General features: G+C 38.7%; 16 protein-coding genes. 14 read left to right on the forward strand and 2 right to left on the reverse strand.

The features are described 5' to 3' along the window. The first annotated feature begins 70 nt into the window (after positions 1–70). The 11 genes from spx (at position 71) to nrdG (ending at position 8,478) form a co-directional block, all read left to right on the forward strand. Positions 71–469, forward strand: a complete 399-nt coding sequence (gene spx, locus F601_RS0106200) for a transcriptional regulator Spx (protein ID WP_026183132.1) — start codon at positions 71–73, stop codon at positions 467–469. Positions 470–674: 205 nt separating this feature from the next. Further along, positions 675–944, forward strand: coding sequence for an IreB family regulatory phosphoprotein (locus F601_RS0106205; RefSeq protein ID WP_018164802.1), 270 nt, complete (start codon positions 675–677; stop codon positions 942–944). Next, entirely contained in the window at positions 941–1,360 is a 420-nt protein-coding gene (ruvX, locus tag F601_RS0106210) for a Holliday junction resolvase RuvX (protein ID WP_018164803.1), read from the forward strand. The genes F601_RS0106205 and ruvX overlap by 4 nt, the downstream gene beginning before the upstream one ends. Positions 1,361–1,384: 24 nt before the next feature. After that, positions 1,385–1,696, forward strand: coding sequence for a DUF1292 domain-containing protein (locus tag F601_RS0106215; protein ID WP_018164804.1), 312 nt, complete (start codon positions 1,385–1,387; stop codon positions 1,694–1,696). Positions 1,697–1,773: 77 nt separating this feature from the next. Beyond that, positions 1,774–1,899: a hypothetical protein gene (locus tag F601_RS13620; RefSeq protein ID WP_018164805.1), complete on the forward strand. Its 126-nt coding sequence runs from the start codon at positions 1,774–1,776 to the stop codon at positions 1,897–1,899. A 41-nt stretch (positions 1,900–1,940) separates the two neighbouring features. After that, entirely contained in the window at positions 1,941–3,527 is a 1,587-nt protein-coding gene (locus F601_RS0106225) for a hypothetical protein (protein WP_018164806.1), read from the forward strand. 260 nt (positions 3,528–3,787) lie between these two features. Continuing rightward, complete coding sequence (gene nrdD / locus F601_RS0106230) at positions 3,788–5,986, forward strand: anaerobic ribonucleoside-triphosphate reductase (protein WP_026183133.1); 2,199 nt, start codon at positions 3,788–3,790, stop codon at positions 5,984–5,986. A 229-nt stretch (positions 5,987–6,215) separates the two neighbouring features. Further along, positions 6,216–6,365 carry a hypothetical protein gene (locus F601_RS13305; protein ID WP_018164808.1) on the forward strand — a complete coding sequence of 50 codons (150 nt, stop codon included), beginning with the start codon at positions 6,216–6,218 and terminating at the stop codon, positions 6,363–6,365. Between the two features lie 26 nt (positions 6,366–6,391). Then, positions 6,392–7,324: a Gfo/Idh/MocA family protein gene (locus tag F601_RS0106240; RefSeq protein WP_018164809.1), complete on the forward strand. Its 933-nt coding sequence runs from the start codon at positions 6,392–6,394 to the stop codon at positions 7,322–7,324. Between the two features lie 9 nt (positions 7,325–7,333). After that, the gene (locus F601_RS0106245) at positions 7,334–7,834 is read left to right on the forward strand and encodes a GNAT family N-acetyltransferase (protein ID WP_018164810.1); all 501 of its coding nucleotides are present in this window, start codon (positions 7,334–7,336) and stop codon (positions 7,832–7,834) included. 29 nt (positions 7,835–7,863) lie between these two features. Continuing rightward, positions 7,864–8,478: an anaerobic ribonucleoside-triphosphate reductase activating protein gene (nrdG, locus tag F601_RS0106250; RefSeq protein WP_018164811.1), complete on the forward strand. Its 615-nt coding sequence runs from the start codon at positions 7,864–7,866 to the stop codon at positions 8,476–8,478. Between the two features lie 300 nt (positions 8,479–8,778). Here nrdG and yaaA read toward each other — a convergent pair whose 3' ends face one another. Continuing rightward, a complete protein-coding gene (gene yaaA, locus F601_RS0106255; RefSeq protein WP_018164812.1) occupies positions 8,779–9,507 on the reverse strand; it encodes a peroxide stress protein YaaA in 729 nt (242 codons plus the stop codon). 280 nt (positions 9,508–9,787) lie between these two features. After that, a complete protein-coding gene (locus F601_RS0106260) occupies positions 9,788–10,462 on the reverse strand; it encodes a TetR/AcrR family transcriptional regulator (protein ID WP_018164813.1) in 675 nt (224 codons plus the stop codon). 663 nt (positions 10,463–11,125) lie between these two features. Here F601_RS0106260 and F601_RS0106265 point away from each other — a divergent pair. The 3 genes from F601_RS0106265 (at position 11,126) to F601_RS0106275 (ending at position 17,257) form a co-directional block, all read left to right on the forward strand. Further along, the gene (locus tag F601_RS0106265) at positions 11,126–11,398 is read left to right on the forward strand and encodes a hypothetical protein (protein ID WP_026183134.1); all 273 of its coding nucleotides are present in this window, start codon (positions 11,126–11,128) and stop codon (positions 11,396–11,398) included. Then, positions 11,385–11,972 (forward strand): signal peptidase I, encoded by a 588-nt coding sequence (lepB, locus tag F601_RS0106270; protein WP_428835780.1) that lies wholly within the window; start codon positions 11,385–11,387, stop codon positions 11,970–11,972. Before F601_RS0106265 ends, lepB begins: the two co-directional genes overlap by 14 nt. A 128-nt stretch (positions 11,973–12,100) precedes the next feature. Next, positions 12,101–17,257, forward strand: a complete 5,157-nt coding sequence (locus F601_RS0106275; RefSeq protein WP_018164816.1) for an InlB B-repeat-containing protein — start codon at positions 12,101–12,103, stop codon at positions 17,255–17,257. Positions 17,258–17,358 lie beyond the last annotated feature (101 nt).

Genomic DNA, 17,358 nt, shown 5'->3' on the forward strand with positions numbered 1-17,358 from the left:
TAGACCTATGTTTTGTCTCTGCTAGGTATGTTATAATACAAGTATCATGGGATAGAAAGTGAGAATGAACATGATTAAGATTTATACAATTTCAAGTTGCACTAGCTGCAAAAAAGCTAAAACTTGGCTCAACGCTCATCAGCTCCCTTACAAAGAACAAAACCTCGGAAAAGAACCCCTATCACGCGAAGAAATTATGGCAATCCTTACAAAAACTGAAAATGGGATTGAAAGTATCGTTTCTTCAAAAAATCGTTACGCTAAGGCCCTAAATTGTGATATTGAAGATTTGAGCCTTAATGAAGTCATTGACCTCATTCAAGCAAACCCACGTATTTTGAAGAGCCCAATTTTGATTGACGAAAAACGTCTTCAAGTTGGTTACAAAGAAGATGATATTCGTGCCTTTTTGCCACGCGCTATTCGTAATGTCGAAAATGCAGAAGCACGTCTTCGCGCAGCTCTATAGACCCTAATGTCTTATTATAGACAAGATAACCCCCAAAACCGTGCAGCGTCATGAGGCGATTTTGTGCGGTTTTTATATTTTATAGAAGAGACTCTGATCACAAAAATTTTGAAAGAGTTTACAGAAAAACAATTGAAATCCTTGTTTAATCAAATGAAATGGGTTATAATAAGGGATAAGAGAATTTCAGAAAGAAGGTGTAAGTATGGGATTTACAGAAGAAACTGTTCGCTTCAAATTGGACGATACTAACAAAAAAGAAATCAGTGAGACTCTCACAACTGTTTACCGTTCATTGGACGAAAAAGGCTACAACCCCATCAATCAGATTGTCGGTTATGTCTTGAGTGGGGACCCTGCTTATGTTCCTCGTTACAATGACGCCCGCAACCAGATTCGCAAGTATGAGCGCGACGAAATCGTTGAAGAGTTGGTTCGCTATTACCTCAAAGGAAATGGAATTGATTTGAAATGAGAATCATGGGATTAGACGTCGGCTCTAAAACAGTCGGTATAGCAATTAGTGACCCTTTAGGTTTTACAGCTCAAGGTGTTGAAATCATTAAAATCGACGAAGAAGCTGGCGATTTTGGCTTTGACCGCTTAGGTGAACTTGTTAAAGAGTACAAAGTTGACAAATTCGTTGTTGGCTTGCCAAAGAATATGAACAATACCGAAGGTCCGCGTGTTGAAGCCAGCAAGGCTTATGGTGAGAAAATCGCTGATTTATTTGGAATCCCTGTTGATTACCAAGATGAGCGTTTAACTACTGTACAAGCTGAGCGTATGCTAGTTGAACAAGCTGATGTCAGCCGTGGCAAACGTAAGAAGGTCATTGATAAATTGGCAGCACAGCTTATTTTACAAAATTATTTAGATAGAATGTTTTAAAAACAAGACATAAAAGGAGAAAACATGGCACATAACCATAACCACGATCATGATCATGACCACGAAGTTATTACACTTGTTGATGAACAAGGTAACGAAACATTATTTGAAATTCTTTTGACGATTGACGGTCGTGAAGAATTCGGTAAAAACTATGTTCTTTTGGTACCAGCTGGTGCTGAAGAAGATGAGCAAGGTGAGATTGAAATTCAAGCTTACTCATTCACTGAAAACGAAGACGGTACAGAAGGTGACCTTCAACCGATTCCAGAAGATTCAGACGCTGAATGGGATATGATTGAAGAAGTCTTCAATAGCTTCTTGGACGAAGAATAATAAAGTATTTAGAGTGGGCAAAGCCCTCTCTTTTTTTTGCCCTCTTTTTCGAATAGGTTAGGAGAAGGAGGAATTTTATGAAAAAGACCAGATTAAGTCAGGAAGAAAAACTCTTTTTGATACGCTATGAAAGCCAATCTTTTCATCGCTTTCGAGACATTTTAAGCTATAGTATTGTCTGTGGAAAATTGACTAAATCTTAGATTCTGATATACTGGAAGTATCATATTCAAGGAGAATCAATGTGAATCAAACACCTGAAGAGAGCTTGGTAGCCAAAGAGTCGTATGAGGACTATAGCCGTTCTCAACGCCATCAAGGGGTAAATAGGGAATCACGTAAAGAAGTCAAAAAGACTAAGGTTCCAACTCTACATAAGCTCTACATCGTATTTTGGAGTGCTCTGACAGCTTGTCTGAGTTTTGCCGTTCTTCCATTTTTAGCAGACACTGCAAACAGCCTTCAATCTCAAAATTTCTATCTTGGTTTAATGGTGACCAAAGGGCAGTTGCCTTTTAGTGACTTATTTGCGACAGGTGGATTCCTCTATTATATTATTCTAGCTATCGGTTTCTTTATTAGTGCTAACTTGTGGATAGCCTTGGTTAATTTCCTGGCCTATTATGTGACAGGCATTTATCTCTATAAAGTTTTCTATTACTTTACTGAGGATAGCAAGGTTGCTACGATTGCCAATCTGATTTTTTATCTGCTCAATCTCATTTTGGGCTTTGGTGGACTCTATCCAATTCAGTGGGCAATGCCTTTTGTCATGGTTTCCCTCTGGTTCTTGATTAAGTATTTTGCAGGTATTATCAAGGATGAAGCCTTCATTTTATACGGCTTTGCTGGAGCGGCGGCTATGTTGTTGGAGCCCCGTACACTCATTTTCTGGGGAATTTCCTTCATAACCATTGGGATTTACAATATTAGCCAGAAGCATGTTGCAAGAGGATTTTACCAACTGTTGTGTATTATCTTAGGCACAATTTTGGTCTTCTATACAAGCGGTTATTTTATTTTGAACCTGCAGATTTTGTCCCCTTACATCAGCCAAGCGGTGATTTATCCATTTACCTATTTTGCAGTAGGTAGCCAAAACTTGTGGTTGTCTATTCTTTTCCATCTTCTTGTAGCCCTGGCTTCCGGCCTCTTGCTAGGATTCTTCGGTTTCTTCCGAGGTGCCTTTAAAGGTGAGGACAAGGTATCTAAGTTCTTGATTTTCCTTGTGGCCTTCATCTATTTGGTCATTGCTTGCCTATCTCAAGATTTTCGACTTTACCATCTTTTAACGCTCCTACCGTTCGGTTTGATTTTGACTGTTATGTCGCTTAACACAAGTTATCAGCGTAGCTTGGCCAAGACATCACACCGCCGAAAGAAGACAGGTCGCGGCGCAAGTCAATTCCTAAGCTATTTCTTGAGAAAACATCTTTACCTACCGATTTTGGTTCTTATCTTATCATTTGGGCATTTAACTTATGTTTCTCTTATGGGGCTTTCGGAAAATGCAGAGCGCTCCACAATTGCGACTTATCTGACTAGCCAGCTTGGCAGTGAAGATAAGATTTATGTCTGGGATGACTCAGCTAAAATTTATTTCGAAACTCAAGCTCAAACTAGTGCTCAATTTGCCCTTCCAACAGTGAATACTGTGAAAAAATCAAATGCTAAACTTTTAGAGGATGATTTATTACAAGTTGATTCAGAATTTGTAGTGGTTAATCCTGAAATACCGATGTCTGATGTTTTGAAAAATAGCCTAGAGGCTAACTATGACAAGGTTTCAGTAGAGGGTGTTTCTACTTTCAAAATTTATCAGAAAAAATAATGAAAAATCAATATGTAGTGTTATGTTTAAAATATCGACACAACATATTGATTTTTTTTTCTACAATGGTATAATAGTAAAAGATTAAATAATAGAAAAAATAACTGAGATAGACTATCACAAAAGCAACTTTTCTAAGTTGCTTCTTGCTATGATAGAGGTTTAAAGAGCAAATTGATTTGTTTTATAAGCTCATCTATGGTAAGCGTAAAAAATCAGCATTATATTTTTTTCTTAGAAGTAATGAAGGGACTTTGACCATGATGACATTGGAAAAAGAAAAAATTGTAACACGTTCGGACATGAAAGTAATTAAACGCGACGGTCGTTTGGTTAACTTTGATGCAGATAAGATTTACAGTGCACTTTTGAAAGCTAGCAATAATGTAACCAAGATGTCTCCACTTGTTGAGGCGAAGTTGGAAGGAATTGCTGACCGTGTCATCGCTGAAATCTACGAACGTTTCCAAAATAATATTAAAATTTACGAGATTCAAAACATTGTTGAACATGAGCTTTTAGAGGCTAATGAGTATGCCATTGCTAATGAGTACATCAACTATCGTACACGCCGCGATTTCGACCGTGCCAAGGCAACAGATATCAACTTTACCATTGATAAATTGCTCAACAAAGACCAAACTGTGGTCAATGAAAATGCTAATAAAGACAGTGATGTTTTCAATACGCAACGTGATTTGACGGCTGGTATTGTTGGTAAATCAATTGGTCTTAAAATGTTGCCAAGTCATGTTGCCAATGCTCACCAAAAGGGTGACATTCATTACCATGACCTTGATTACAGCCCATACACACCAATGACCAACTGCTGTCTTATTGATTTTAAGGGTATGTTGGCTAATGGATTCAAGATTGGTAATGCTGAGGTGGAAAGTCCTAAGTCTATTCAGACAGCGACAGCCCAGATTTCTCAAATCATTGCCAACGTAGCTTCAAGCCAGTATGGCGGTTGTACGGCAGACCGTATTGATGAGTTTTTGGCTCCATACGCGGAGCTCAATTACCAAAAGCATCTTAAAGATGCTCAAGAATGGGTGGCTGAAGAGAAGCGTGAAGATTACGCGCGTGCTAAGACTAAGAAAGACATCTATGATGCCATGCAGTCTTTGGAGTATGAGATTAATACCCTTTTCACTTCAAATGGTCAAACGCCATTTACCTCACTTGGTTTTGGTCTAGGAACTAACTGGTTTGAACGTGAAATTCAAAAAGCTATTCTTGAGATTCGCATCAAGGGCTTGGGTTCTGAACATCGCACAGCTATTTTCCCTAAACTTATCTTTACAGTTAAGCGTGGTCTTAATTTAGAGCCTGATAGTCCTAACTATGACATCAAACAGCTGGCTCTTGAGTGTGCCACAAAACGTATGTATCCAGATATGTTATCATACGATAAAATCGTTGAATTGACTGGGTCTTTCAAGGCTCCTATGGGATGTCGTTCATTCTTGCAAGGCTGGAAGGATGAAAATGGTGTGGATGTTACCTCAGGTCGTATGAACCTGGGTGTTGTTACTGTCAATCTTCCACGTATTGCCATGGAATCAAATGGTGACATCAATAAATTCTGGGAAATCTTCAATGAGCGTATGGCCATTGCTAAGGATGCTCTTGTTTACCGTGTGGAACGTGTTAAGGAAGCAACGCCAGCTAATGCTCCGATTCTTTACCAATATGGTGCTTTTGGCCAACGTCTTGGTAAGTATGATAATGTTGATGAACTCTTCAAACATCGTCGTGCTACGGTATCATTGGGTTACATCGGTCTTTATGAAGTCGCTACAGTCTTCTATGGTGGAGAGTGGGAAAATAATGCTGAGGCAAAAGACTTTACAGTTAATATCGTTAAAACCATGAAGAACTTGTGTGCAGATTGGTCTGATGAATATGACTACCATTTCTCAGTTTACTCAACACCATCTGAAAGTTTGACAGACCGTTTCTGCCGTCTAGATACTGAAAAATTTGGTATTGTGACTGACATCACTGACAAGGAATACTATACTAATTCCTTCCACTATGATGTCCGTAAGAATCCAACACCATTTGAAAAACTGGACTTTGAAAAAGTATATCCAGCAGCTGGTGCTTCAGGAGGATTCATTCACTACTGTGAATATCCAGTTCTTCAACAAAATCCAAAAGCGCTTGAAGCTGTTTGGGATTATGCCTATGATCGTGTTGGCTATCTAGGAACAAACACACCAATTGATAAGTGTTACAAGTGTGATTTCGAGGGTGACTTCACACCAACAGAACGAGGATTTACTTGTCCAAACTGTGGTAACAGCGATCCTAAAACAGTAGACGTTGTTAAGCGTACTTGCGGTTACCTAGGTAACCCACAAGCTCGTCCAATGGTAAATGGTCGCCACAAAGAAATCTCAGCCCGTGTTAAACATATGAACGGCTCAACAATCAATAATCCAGGACAATAAAAGTAATAAAAGGTTGCTTAAAGCAACCTTTTATTGATATTATAAAGATTGAGGCGTAGCTTCTCAATCAGATATTTTTCGCGGTGTGAAAAAGACAATTAGCAGATGGTCTGCTAATTGTCTCGGAAATTTTGAGACTTAGGGCTCAAAATTTAGCTATGGAATTCCGTAGGAAGTCGCTAGCGTCCGTCACACTTCAGAAAAATATCAAAAAGAAAGGAAAAAACAAGTGGGAAAATATCAATTAGATTATAAAGGCATGCAACAAGTGGAGCGATTCCACGAGAAAAATTCAAACGTGAAGACTAATAAAAAGGCTCGCGTTAATGATTTAAAAGCAAAATTTATCGAGAAAACGAAACAAAAAGCAAGTAAATAAGCTCTGGGTTCAGGGGAGGAAAAGCTATGTTACGTATTGGGATTATCGGACTCGGTGATATTTTTAAGAAGGCCTATCTACCATACCTAGGTCAAGTCTCTGAAGTTGAGTGGCATCTTTTTACACGTCAGACAGCAGTTCTGAATCAAGTTGCTGATAGGCTTTCACACTCAAAAACTTATGATTCTCTTGAAGATTTGCATCAAGCTAATCTTGATGGTGTCATGATCCATGCTGCGACAGTGGCTCACTATGACATAGCCAAAGCTTTCCTTGAACGTGGCATCCCCGTTTACATGGACAAGCCCATCACCGAAGATTACCAGCAAACTGCAGCTCTATACCAGCTGGCAGAGAAGCACAGCACCTTCCTTATGGCAGGCTTCAACCGACGGTTTGCCCCTAAGGTTTTGACAATGGCAGAGCAGGCTGACAAGGTTCGTATCACCGTTGAGAAAAACGATGTCAATCGACTTGGTGACTTCCAATACAAACTCTTTGATTTCTTTATCCATCCCTTGGACACAGCCCTTTTTCTGGCACATGACAAGCCCATCGCAGGCTCTTTCAGCTACGCTTTAGTAGACAATCAGCTACAGCAGGTTCAGGTGACACTTGAGACTGCTACTAGCACTGTTCTAGCTAGCATGAACCTGCAGTCAGGCAGTCGCCGAGAAGTCATGGAAGTCCAAACACCAGATGCGACCTATCATCTGGAAAATTTAGATGACTTAACGATTTATAAAGGTCTTGAGGCGACAAAAGATGGTTTTGGTTCTTGGGATACCACCCTCTATAAACGTGGCTTTGAATCTATCATCGTCGCCTTTCTTCAAGCTGTGAAAACAGGCATTTCACCAGTTTCACGTGAAACCAGTCTCCTCAGCCATTGGATTTGTGAGCAGATTAAGCAATCAGAATCCACTTCAGGTCAACTAAATTTTAACTTACCTGACTAGGGAGGTCATATGGAATTACGCAGACCAAGATTAGAAGATAAAGAAACTATTTTGGACATGATGGCTGAGTTTGAAGAGACAGAGTCGGTCCATGATGGTGGTTTTTGGGATAGTGAATCGTTTGATTATGAGGCTTGGTTGGAGAAAAATCTGACCAATGAAATGGGCATTGGCATTCCAGAGCACTTTGTACCATCGGTGCAATTTGTTTCCTTTGATGACAATGGCAGAGCGCTGGGATTTCTGCATCTGAGACTGCGTCTTAATGAGAGTCTTCTCAGTAAGGGAGGCCATATTGGTTACTCTATCAGACCCAGTGCGCGTGGGAAGGGCTATGCGACCAAGCAGCTCTGCTATGGCCTCAAAGAGGCAAAAAGAAAAAATATCCCCAAGGCATTGCTGACCTGTGATGCGACCAATGCTGCTAGCCGTGCCGTTATTTTGGCAAATGGCGGAGCTTTGGAGGATGTGAGGGATGGTGTTGAGCGCTACTGGATTGACACCGAGTGATTGTGGATAAGTAGCTAGAAAGGACGAAAATGACAGAAGAAACATGGAATACTCCCAAACCTGGCGAATGGAAGTCAGAAGAACTTAGTCAGGGACGAATTATTGATTATAAGGCTTTTAATTTTGTTGATGGTGAGGGCGTGCGTAACTCGCTTTATGTGGCGGGCTGTATGTTTCACTGCAAGGGCTGCTACAATGTGGCAACTTGGTCCTTTAATGCTGGTATCCCTTATACACAGGAATTGGAAGAGCAAATTATGGCTGATTTAGCACAGCCCTACGTTCAAGGGCTGACTCTTTTAGGTGGAGAACCTTTCCTTAATACTGGAATCTTGCTTCCTTTGGTCAAGCGTATTCGCCGTGAATTGCCAGACAAGGACATCTGGTCTTGGACAGGTTACACTTGGGAAGAAATGATGCTAGAGACACCGGATAAGTTAGAATTACTGAGCTTGATTGACATCCTAGTGGATGGTCGCTTCGACCAAGCTAAGAAAAATCTTATGCTGCAGTTTCGAGGATCATCCAATCAACGGATTATAGATGTTCAAAAATCCCTAGCTCAGGGTGAGGTTGTCATCTGGGATAAACTCAATGATGGCAAGCAGGCTTATGAACAAGTCAGTCGTGATGATTTGCTCTAGACAAAGTAATAAAGAGATAAAAAAGCATGAAACTAAGGAAAAATTCTTGGTTTCATGCTTTTTTCGTTATTTTTACTTATTTTGAGGATTTATCCAAAGAAATCTACAAGTTATCCCCAAAAAACAGAGGGAGTTATCCACAGGTTGTGAATAAGTGTTAACAATTATGGGGATATTAGTAACCAATAGGGGGCAAAATAGTTATTTTATAAGTTTCCAAAACTGATTTTCAAAAAAATACTTATCCACAGATATTAACATTTTATCCACCTTTTTGTGGAAAAGCCTGTTGGCAAGTGTTTACAGAGCCTCTTTGACATAGACAAACTGGCTATCAGATGACAAATCTTCTTGAAATGCAAAGCCATCAAAAGTCAATGTTTTCAAGCTCCCAAGGCTATCAGCCCCTTTCTTAGCTACAGTCAAAATAAATTTACCCCGAGCTTTTTTGGAGATTGTGGAATGTGTCTTGAGTTTTCCATTTTTTTTCTCCATAAATTTGAGACTGATGAAGTTTTTGCGAACAGCAGGTGAAAAGACTTCCTCAAACTCGCATGATAAGAGAGAGATAACCAAATCACCGTCTTTAATAGAGTCATCATAATCCTTGCGCCAGTATGATTTCAGGGATTTTCCCTCAATCTTAAAAGGCATGTTAAAGTCCAAACGGTGGGGAGAAATAGGCTGTCTAGCAGGTATGACACCATAAAGTGCAGATGTGACATAGACATGCTTACCCAAATAGTTCAGCTCATCTGGGGATAAGTCTGATTTAAACTGGCGGTACATAAGTCCGTTAAAAAGCTCATAGGCTGGAAAGGCAGGAGCAGCCCCATTTAAAAGTGCTTGCCACCTCTCGTGCTCAGTTTGTGCAGCATCTGGCTTGATTTTATAGGCCTTTTCCAAATCATCTGTGGATAACTTTGCTATTTCTTGGACAATAGCAGAGCTTTTTTCCTTGATTTGGTGAGGACAAGTTTCCCCAGTTAGGGTCATTTCTTTTGCGGTAGGAATTAAAAATTTAAGCATAGTTTCATTGTAAAGTGAGCTGATGATGCTGTCAAGTTAGAGCTATTATGGTCATTTGAATTAGCTTTGCTACATCGTCACTATCAGTTTACCCTACTTTTGGCTGAGATCTTAATTTCCAACCTCCAAGAGTCTATCCCCAGACTCTTGGAGCCATCTGCATCTCTGTTTCTTGTCTGAAAGCTAATTCAATTGACAATAACAAAAAGGGATAGGACAGAACTCTTCTTTAACGGTGAAGAGTTCATAGTCCCACCCCCAAAAATATCTAGTAAGTCAATCAAGCACTATCAGCATTGTCATTGCTTTGATTGTCACAAGTATCATTCAGTTGTCTGTGATAAGAGTTGCGTAACTCTTTTTGATGATCTTCTTCAAAGTTACCAAAATAGGTTGGAATAGCAGAAAAGAGAACAGCAAAATCTTTGGCAACTTCTTCAGGAGCCTCTGGTTCTTCTTCTACAAGCCAATAACGTATAACATTAATGAATGCTCCGGTCAGAACCTTAGAAACGAAATTAATATCTTTAGATTGGGTATCCCCTGGAATACTCCAAGGAAGGTTAAATGTTTTATAAATAATGGATGAATTATCGTTAAAAATAGTAGCGTAAGTATCATAATGTCCACTCAAAATGAGCGAGCGTATAAATTTTCGCTTTTGATACATAAAATCTAAAGTGACATAAAAGACATCTTCAGGTTTAGTTGCTTGAAAGAATTTAGCACGTTCTTCATAGTACTCTAAGACAAGCAAGCTCATGCAATATTCCATGGCTGCTTCTTTGTTACAGAAGTAACGGTAGAAAGTTCGTCTTGAAACACCTGCTTCCTCTAAAATATGGTAGACTGCAATATCATCATAAGGATATTCGCTAATTAACGAAATAAGAGCGTTGGAAATGGTCTGCATTGTAGTCAAAGCTTGTCTTTTCTTGCCTAGTAAATTACTCATACAAGATTCCCCCTTCAAGCAAAATACGTGAATAAGAAGATGATAAAACTATCACCCTAACACAACTTATATTTAAGTTTCATTAGAGAACTCAAATACAGAAAGATAAATTTTTAATAGCTAGGAAAAGAAACTCTCTCTTCCTATTTGTCATAATCACCTCCAAATTGTAAAACTGTTATAATATAGATGTAAATTTTCAAGATTATAGCACAATTATTGAAAAAATAAAAGTTTTAAGAGAGCATATATGAAAAAATATAAAACGAAAATTACACACATATGTCAATTGTCAGATAATTAAAATAAACGCAGACATAAGGAAAAAATTTTAATAAGAAACGTTAGAATAAAAAATGTATAACTTAATGAAAACGCTTTATTTTGCGGAAGTTAAGGTGTAGAATATGATTGTAAAGACAAAAGAGCCTCGGGTTACGAACCCTAGGACTTTTGACGACTCCAGACATGAAAATTTTTGCGCCAATGAAGGGCCCAAAAATGATTAAACTCTCTCTTTCTTAGTTTTGACAAATAATATTATTCAAATTTAAAAGGAAAACATAGTAAACTAGCGCTATTGAAATAATCTCAAATCAATATTTTTGCATATTTGTAATTTTAAAAAATCAATAGATAAATAAAAAGAAGGTTTTGAATATGATGGATGAGAGAAATTTTCGTAAATTAAGGCGCATTGATTTATATGAAATCATGCTAGCACAAAGTCAAGAGATTGATGCATTAAAGGCAGAGCTAGCACAAGTTCGAGAGGAACTATCGAATAAAGAGATTAAACTCAAAGAAGCGGGTTCAATTGCTGAGGCAGCGCTCAGCTTGACAAACATCTTTGAAGAAGCTCAAAAAGCAGCCGATTTGTATTTAGAGAATATTAAGACTACATTCGGAGAAACTGATGAAAATGAAGAAGAATAGGGAACCGATTGAGATCCCAAAAACATCAGAAATTGAACAAGTGTATCGACAAGCCAGTTATCGAAAAAGACTCATGGAGGCGATTAGAAGTACAGTCTTCATGCTGATTGTGGTAGCCGCATTTGCTGTTTTAATTGCGGTTCTTTTTCTTCCAATCCTGCGCATTTATGGAAAATCAATGCACGGAACATTGGATAGTGGAGACATCGTACTATCAGTAAAAAGCAGTAATTTTGACACAGGTGATGTCGTGGCATTTTATTACAATAACAACATCTTAGTTAAACGTGTCATCGCAGAAGCAGGTGACTGGGTGGATATGGATGATGACGGAACGGTTTATGTCAACGAGGTTAAACTCGTGGAACCATACATAACTGAGAAAGCCTATGGTGAAACAGACATTACTTTTCCATATCAAGTACCTGAAAATCGTATCTTTGTAATGGGAGATAACCGAGAAGTTTCCATTGATTCGCGAAATACATCGATTGGTACGGTTTCAGATGAACAGATTGTCGGAAGGCTGATATTTAAAATCTGGCCGCTACAAGAAATTGGCACAATAAAATAATTTAGTACTCATTTAAAATCAAAATGATTGACGTTTGCTTCGACCCGTCCTCGACTGATTTTGATCTTATTCGAGTATGATATTGTTTGCAAAATTTTCACTAAGTTAGGAAGGAGGGTGAAAATTATATGAAAAAGTTTTTTAGGGGAAAACGACTTGCACAATTTCAATCGAAGTATAAAAAGATCGCCAGTTTTATTGCCATAGTTGTTGTCTTTGCAACAACATATGCCTTAATATTGCCAGCTATCACCTTGGATAGTAACAGAGCAAGCCAAGAGGCAGGTATAGAAATAGCAGAGCCCAATACGGCTATGACAACACTGCCTTCAATTGAAGAAGCTTTTGTTCCAAGTGATGTCAACACTGTCGAAGAACCTGCTCAGTCTGAAACTGAAGTAACAGCTGAGGAAGTGGTTGAACCAGAACCTGAAACAAAGGTTGAAGCGGAACCAGACCCTAAGACAGAAAAAGAAGAGGAGGCAACAGAAAAACAAGAAGCATCAGAAAACAAGGAAGAAGCACCGGCTGAACAAAGTCAAGACAAGGAAGAATCAGATTTAATTACTGAAACTAAAACGTTGACTGCGGACCACAAAAATTACACTGTCACTGCAGAAATCACGGCTGAAGCAAAAATGCCAAAAGATGTGGAACTAAAGGTGACAGAAATTAGTGAAGGAGCTTCTGATTACCAAAGCCATTATCAAAAGGCACAAAAAGCCTTGGACGAAGAAATTTCAGATATTCAATTCTTCGACATTAGCTTTGAAGTTGATGGAAAAGAAGTACAGCCTCAAGCTGATGTTAAGATAACCATAATACCTGCTAAGGGAGTAGCTTCTACAGAAGATGATTTATTTGTTCTCCATTTACTTGATGATGGAAAAACTGAGAAGCTAGACATCACAGACACCAAAGAAAAAGGCGATAAAGTCACAGAAGTTAGTTTTGAAAGTTCAAGTTTTTCACCATATATGGTAGGCGGAACATCATCAAAAGATGACAGTTCTAATCAAGCTGAAGATTCTCAAAAAACTGAGGAATCTAGTAAAGCTAGAAAAGCAGCTCCGTCTAGGGCAATCGAACATACTGTAACCTTTATCTACACTGATAATAACGGTGACCAAGTAGAGGTAGCTTCTACTAAAATCGAAAACGGTAATGCTATTACAACCATGCCTGATAATCCTTTCAGAGAAGGTTATCGCTTTACAGGATGGAAAAATCAGGAGACAGGTGAAACTGTCACTGCTGATACTGTTGTTAATGGAGACATGACAGTTGTCGGTCAGTTTGAAGAAATCAAGATTTATACTGTAACGGTTCATTATTACTACTTTAATAATAGTGCCAATAAAAACACAGTATTTGAAACTGAGATCTTCCAAATGGAAGAGAGAGATGTACCTTACCGTATTACTCCTCCTGCTTCCACAAAACCTGAAGAAGATACCTCCTTACCAAATGATACAATCTACTATCCTGAACAGCCAAGAATTGAGATTGCTGATACAGCTCATCTTGAATCCTTGGATGCTGGAGATGGAACAGTAGATAAGCAAATCACAATTGATTTGGAATATGTTCCTTACACTGCTCAATACAATGTTCACTATATGTTGAAAGATCTTACAGGCGATGATTATAGTGAGATCGAGGAGGTATTGAATTACGGTATTCTTCATTCAACAGTTAGACCTCAAATTTTAACTTATAGCTATGCAAACTTTGAGAAAGCAGATGAAGTCGAGATTACTCAGGAAGAAGGTCAAGACCTTTATGTTTACTACACACGTAAGAGTTATACACTTTCTTACAATACTAATGGTGGTAGCTACGTAACATGGCAAACAGGTCTCTTTGAAAGTGAAGTTCCTATTACAAATACTGTACCAACTAAGAGAGGTTACACTTTCGATGGTTGGTATGACAACCCTGAACTTTCAGGTAGCCCAGTAACTGGTAAGGTCACTCTCAATGATGATGTCACTCTCTATGCCAAATGGAAAGCAAACAACGTTAATTATGTTATTGCCTACTATAGAGAAGTGTATGACAACAGTACAGGAACTACCCATTACGTTTACGATAGTTCAAGAAATGCAACAGGACAAGTAGGAACGACAGTTCAAGCAAGCTCTGCACCGGCTATGTCTAATGTTCCTTTGGGCTATGAACGCGAAACTGCTTATGGTAAGAATGCAAACTCCTCAGTAGTTATTGATGCAGATGGACAATCAGTTCTGAAAGTTTACTATAGTTTGATTCGCTATACTTTTATCTTCAATGCTAATGGACCATCATATACAACCTCTTGGGGAGGGTCAGGTTATACTGGTCCTACGGTAAATGGACGGATAACAATAGGTGGTAGTAGCTATACCGGTTCACAGTACAGGATATCGAATATAGTTTTAGGTCAGGATATTTCATCAGTTTGGCCATCAGGTTCACAGGTGACAAGTTCTGGAAGTAATAGCTTTGCAGGCTGGTATAATTCAAATAACTCTTCTGGAAGTAATTCCGAACTTGTACTTTATGTTACCAAGCGTCTTGAAGTGACGACTGATTTGATTCGTGGTGCTAATGCCAATGGTCAAAAGACCTATCAGGCATATTGGCGTTCAAATCTTGTGGTAAAAACAGTAGATTATTATCTGCAATCAGCCGATAATCCTAATGTCTATGAGATATCTACTGTGTATAGTCAAACCTATAATAGTCCAGCAGGATCTACTTTAAATGCCAAAGATATAGCTGGTTTTACAGTGACAAGTAGACCATCAGACTATCCTGATTCTTCGGGCTACTGGTCATATAATGAATACATCATAAATCACTACCGTTTCTACTACAACCGCGATAGTTTCAAGATTGACTACTACTATGGAACTACCAAGCTGAAGACATCTGATGCCATTCTCTTTGATGCAAATATCAATAGTGCAACCTACAACTACACACCAAGTCGTCCGGCTGGAGTCGATGATGATTACACTTGGGGTGGTTGGTATACAGATGCCAATTTAACTGAGGCATACACCTTTGATAAGATGCCATCAAACAACTTGGTGCTTTATGCAAAATGGGTTGCACCAAGCTTTACAGTTGACTTCAACTTAAATGGCGGCGATAGTGCTACTCCAGATTCTCAAACAGTTGAGAAATACGACTTTGCTGAGGCTCCGTCTGACCCAAGTCGTGCACACTATAATTTTGATGGTTGGTTTACAGAAGCAGAAGGTGGAGAACGTTATGACTGGTCTAAACCTGTCACTGAAAACATGACCCTCTATGCTCACTGGGTTTTGAAACCATTGACCTATACTGTTAAGTATGTCGATGCTGACAATAATGAAACTAGACTTGCGGCGGATAAAGTTATAACTAGTCCTGCGCTAGCTATTAACCAAGTCATTACTGAAAAAGCCCTTGCTATCACAGGTTATCGTCCAGATAATAATTCAAAATCTATCGTGCTAGATTATGATAACAATGTTATCACCTTCTACTACACTAAGAAGGCTGCTCAGATTTCTTATACCATTGAATATCTATTAGAAGGAACAACAACCCCTCTTAAAGACCCTGTGACTAAGACAGTCGATGGTAATACTATTGTAGCTAAGGAAAGTGCAGTTGATGTTGGAAGTGAATACTATCCGCTTGATGATGTTTTGAGTTTGACACTTTCTTCAAACTCAGAAAATAATGTCATTACTTTCTACTACACTACATATGATGTTGCTCACATCACAGTCAACTATCTTGATATGGATGGCAATCCTATCCCTGGTCAAACACCATTGACAGAGACTAAGAAAAAACCAACAACTTATGAGGTACAATACCCAGGCATTTCTGGTTACACCTATCACTCATCTAAGGATGTTTCTGATTCAGAAAATCCTAAAGAAGTACCAGCAACTTATCGAATTACTGGTGGTGAACAAATCGTTGTTAATCTTTACTATCAAAAAGATTTGAAGATTGAGGCTGCTAATAAGACCAAAGTCTACGATAGTACTGCTCTAATAAGTAATGGTGTGGAAGATTTAGTAGATACTTATAAATATTGGCTTGAATCTGGTGATATTTTAACAGATATTACATTTACTGGCAGTCAAACAAATGTGGGTAGCAGTGCGACAACTCCATCAGCAGCGGTTATTGAAGCTGCAACTGGAAATGATAGAACATACTACTACAATATTACTTATGTTCCAGGAACACTAACAGTTACTGCACTTCCTGTCACAGTTATCATTGACGGTCAAAAAGTAACCAAGACTTACGATGGAGTAGAAGCAGCAGTGACTTACGAGATTACAAGTATCAGTAATGACCTATACTTAGAAGATTACATTAACTTCAATGGTACAGAAGCCGAGAAAGTAATCAAAGAAACTGATGCTGGAACATATGATTTGACTATTGATAATCGCTTCACAAACACTAATGAAAACTTTGATGTTCACTTCCGAGTTTCAAATGGTCAATTGGTTATCAACAAACGACCAGTTACCTTGACTTCACCTAAAGCTGAAAAAGCATTTGATGGAACAGCTTTGACTGCTGAACCAGTTGTCGCTACTGAACAAACTACTGAACAACCTAATGAAGGATTTGTTCTTAGTCAAGGTGTTGAAAGCTATAATATCACTGGTAGTCAAACAAATCCAGGATCTTCAGAAAACACATTTACTTACACACTAAAAAGTAACACTAACCCTCTAAACTACGACATAACAGAAGTATTTGGAAGACTGCTCGTTACGCCAACTGTTAACATTCAAAAAACCAAGACTGATTGGACAGCTCTATCAGGCGGTAAGTTTGAACTTAGTCAATTGGAAAATGGTGCATGGGTAGCTGTAGATGGTGTTGGAACACTTTCTAATACTTCTGAAGCAGGCGTTAATATTCCAGTTGGATTGAGAGCAGGAACTTATCGTATTAAGGAAACTGCAGCTCCAGATGGCTATATCATTTTGGACAGTTACGTTTACTTCACAATTACAGAGTCTACCGACTCTAATGAACAGATTACCTTTAGTTTGTCATTATCTACAGAATCAGAAGATAAGGCTAAAGTTGAAGGTGCAGGTAACACATACAGCAATCGTATACAAATTGCTAACAAAGCTGGTAAAGCATTACCAAGTACTGGTGGTAGTGGCAAGCGTGCCTTTACCCTTGCAGGATTAAGCTTGATGTTGTTAGCATTGCTTAGCATGGCTGTATTGAAACCACAGCTTGAAAGGAGTGATAAGTCATTATAAACTCCTTATCAGTCGACACAGCTTATGACTAAGCTAAACCATTACTAACTGGTTGAGGGATTCCCCCTCCCTCAACTATCTTAGTAACTTTCAAAAAGGAA

Origin of the sequence: Streptococcus henryi DSM 19005, assembly GCF_000376985.1 — a bacterium.
GTDB classification, from domain to species: Bacteria; Bacillota; Bacilli; order Lactobacillales; family Streptococcaceae; genus Streptococcus; species Streptococcus henryi.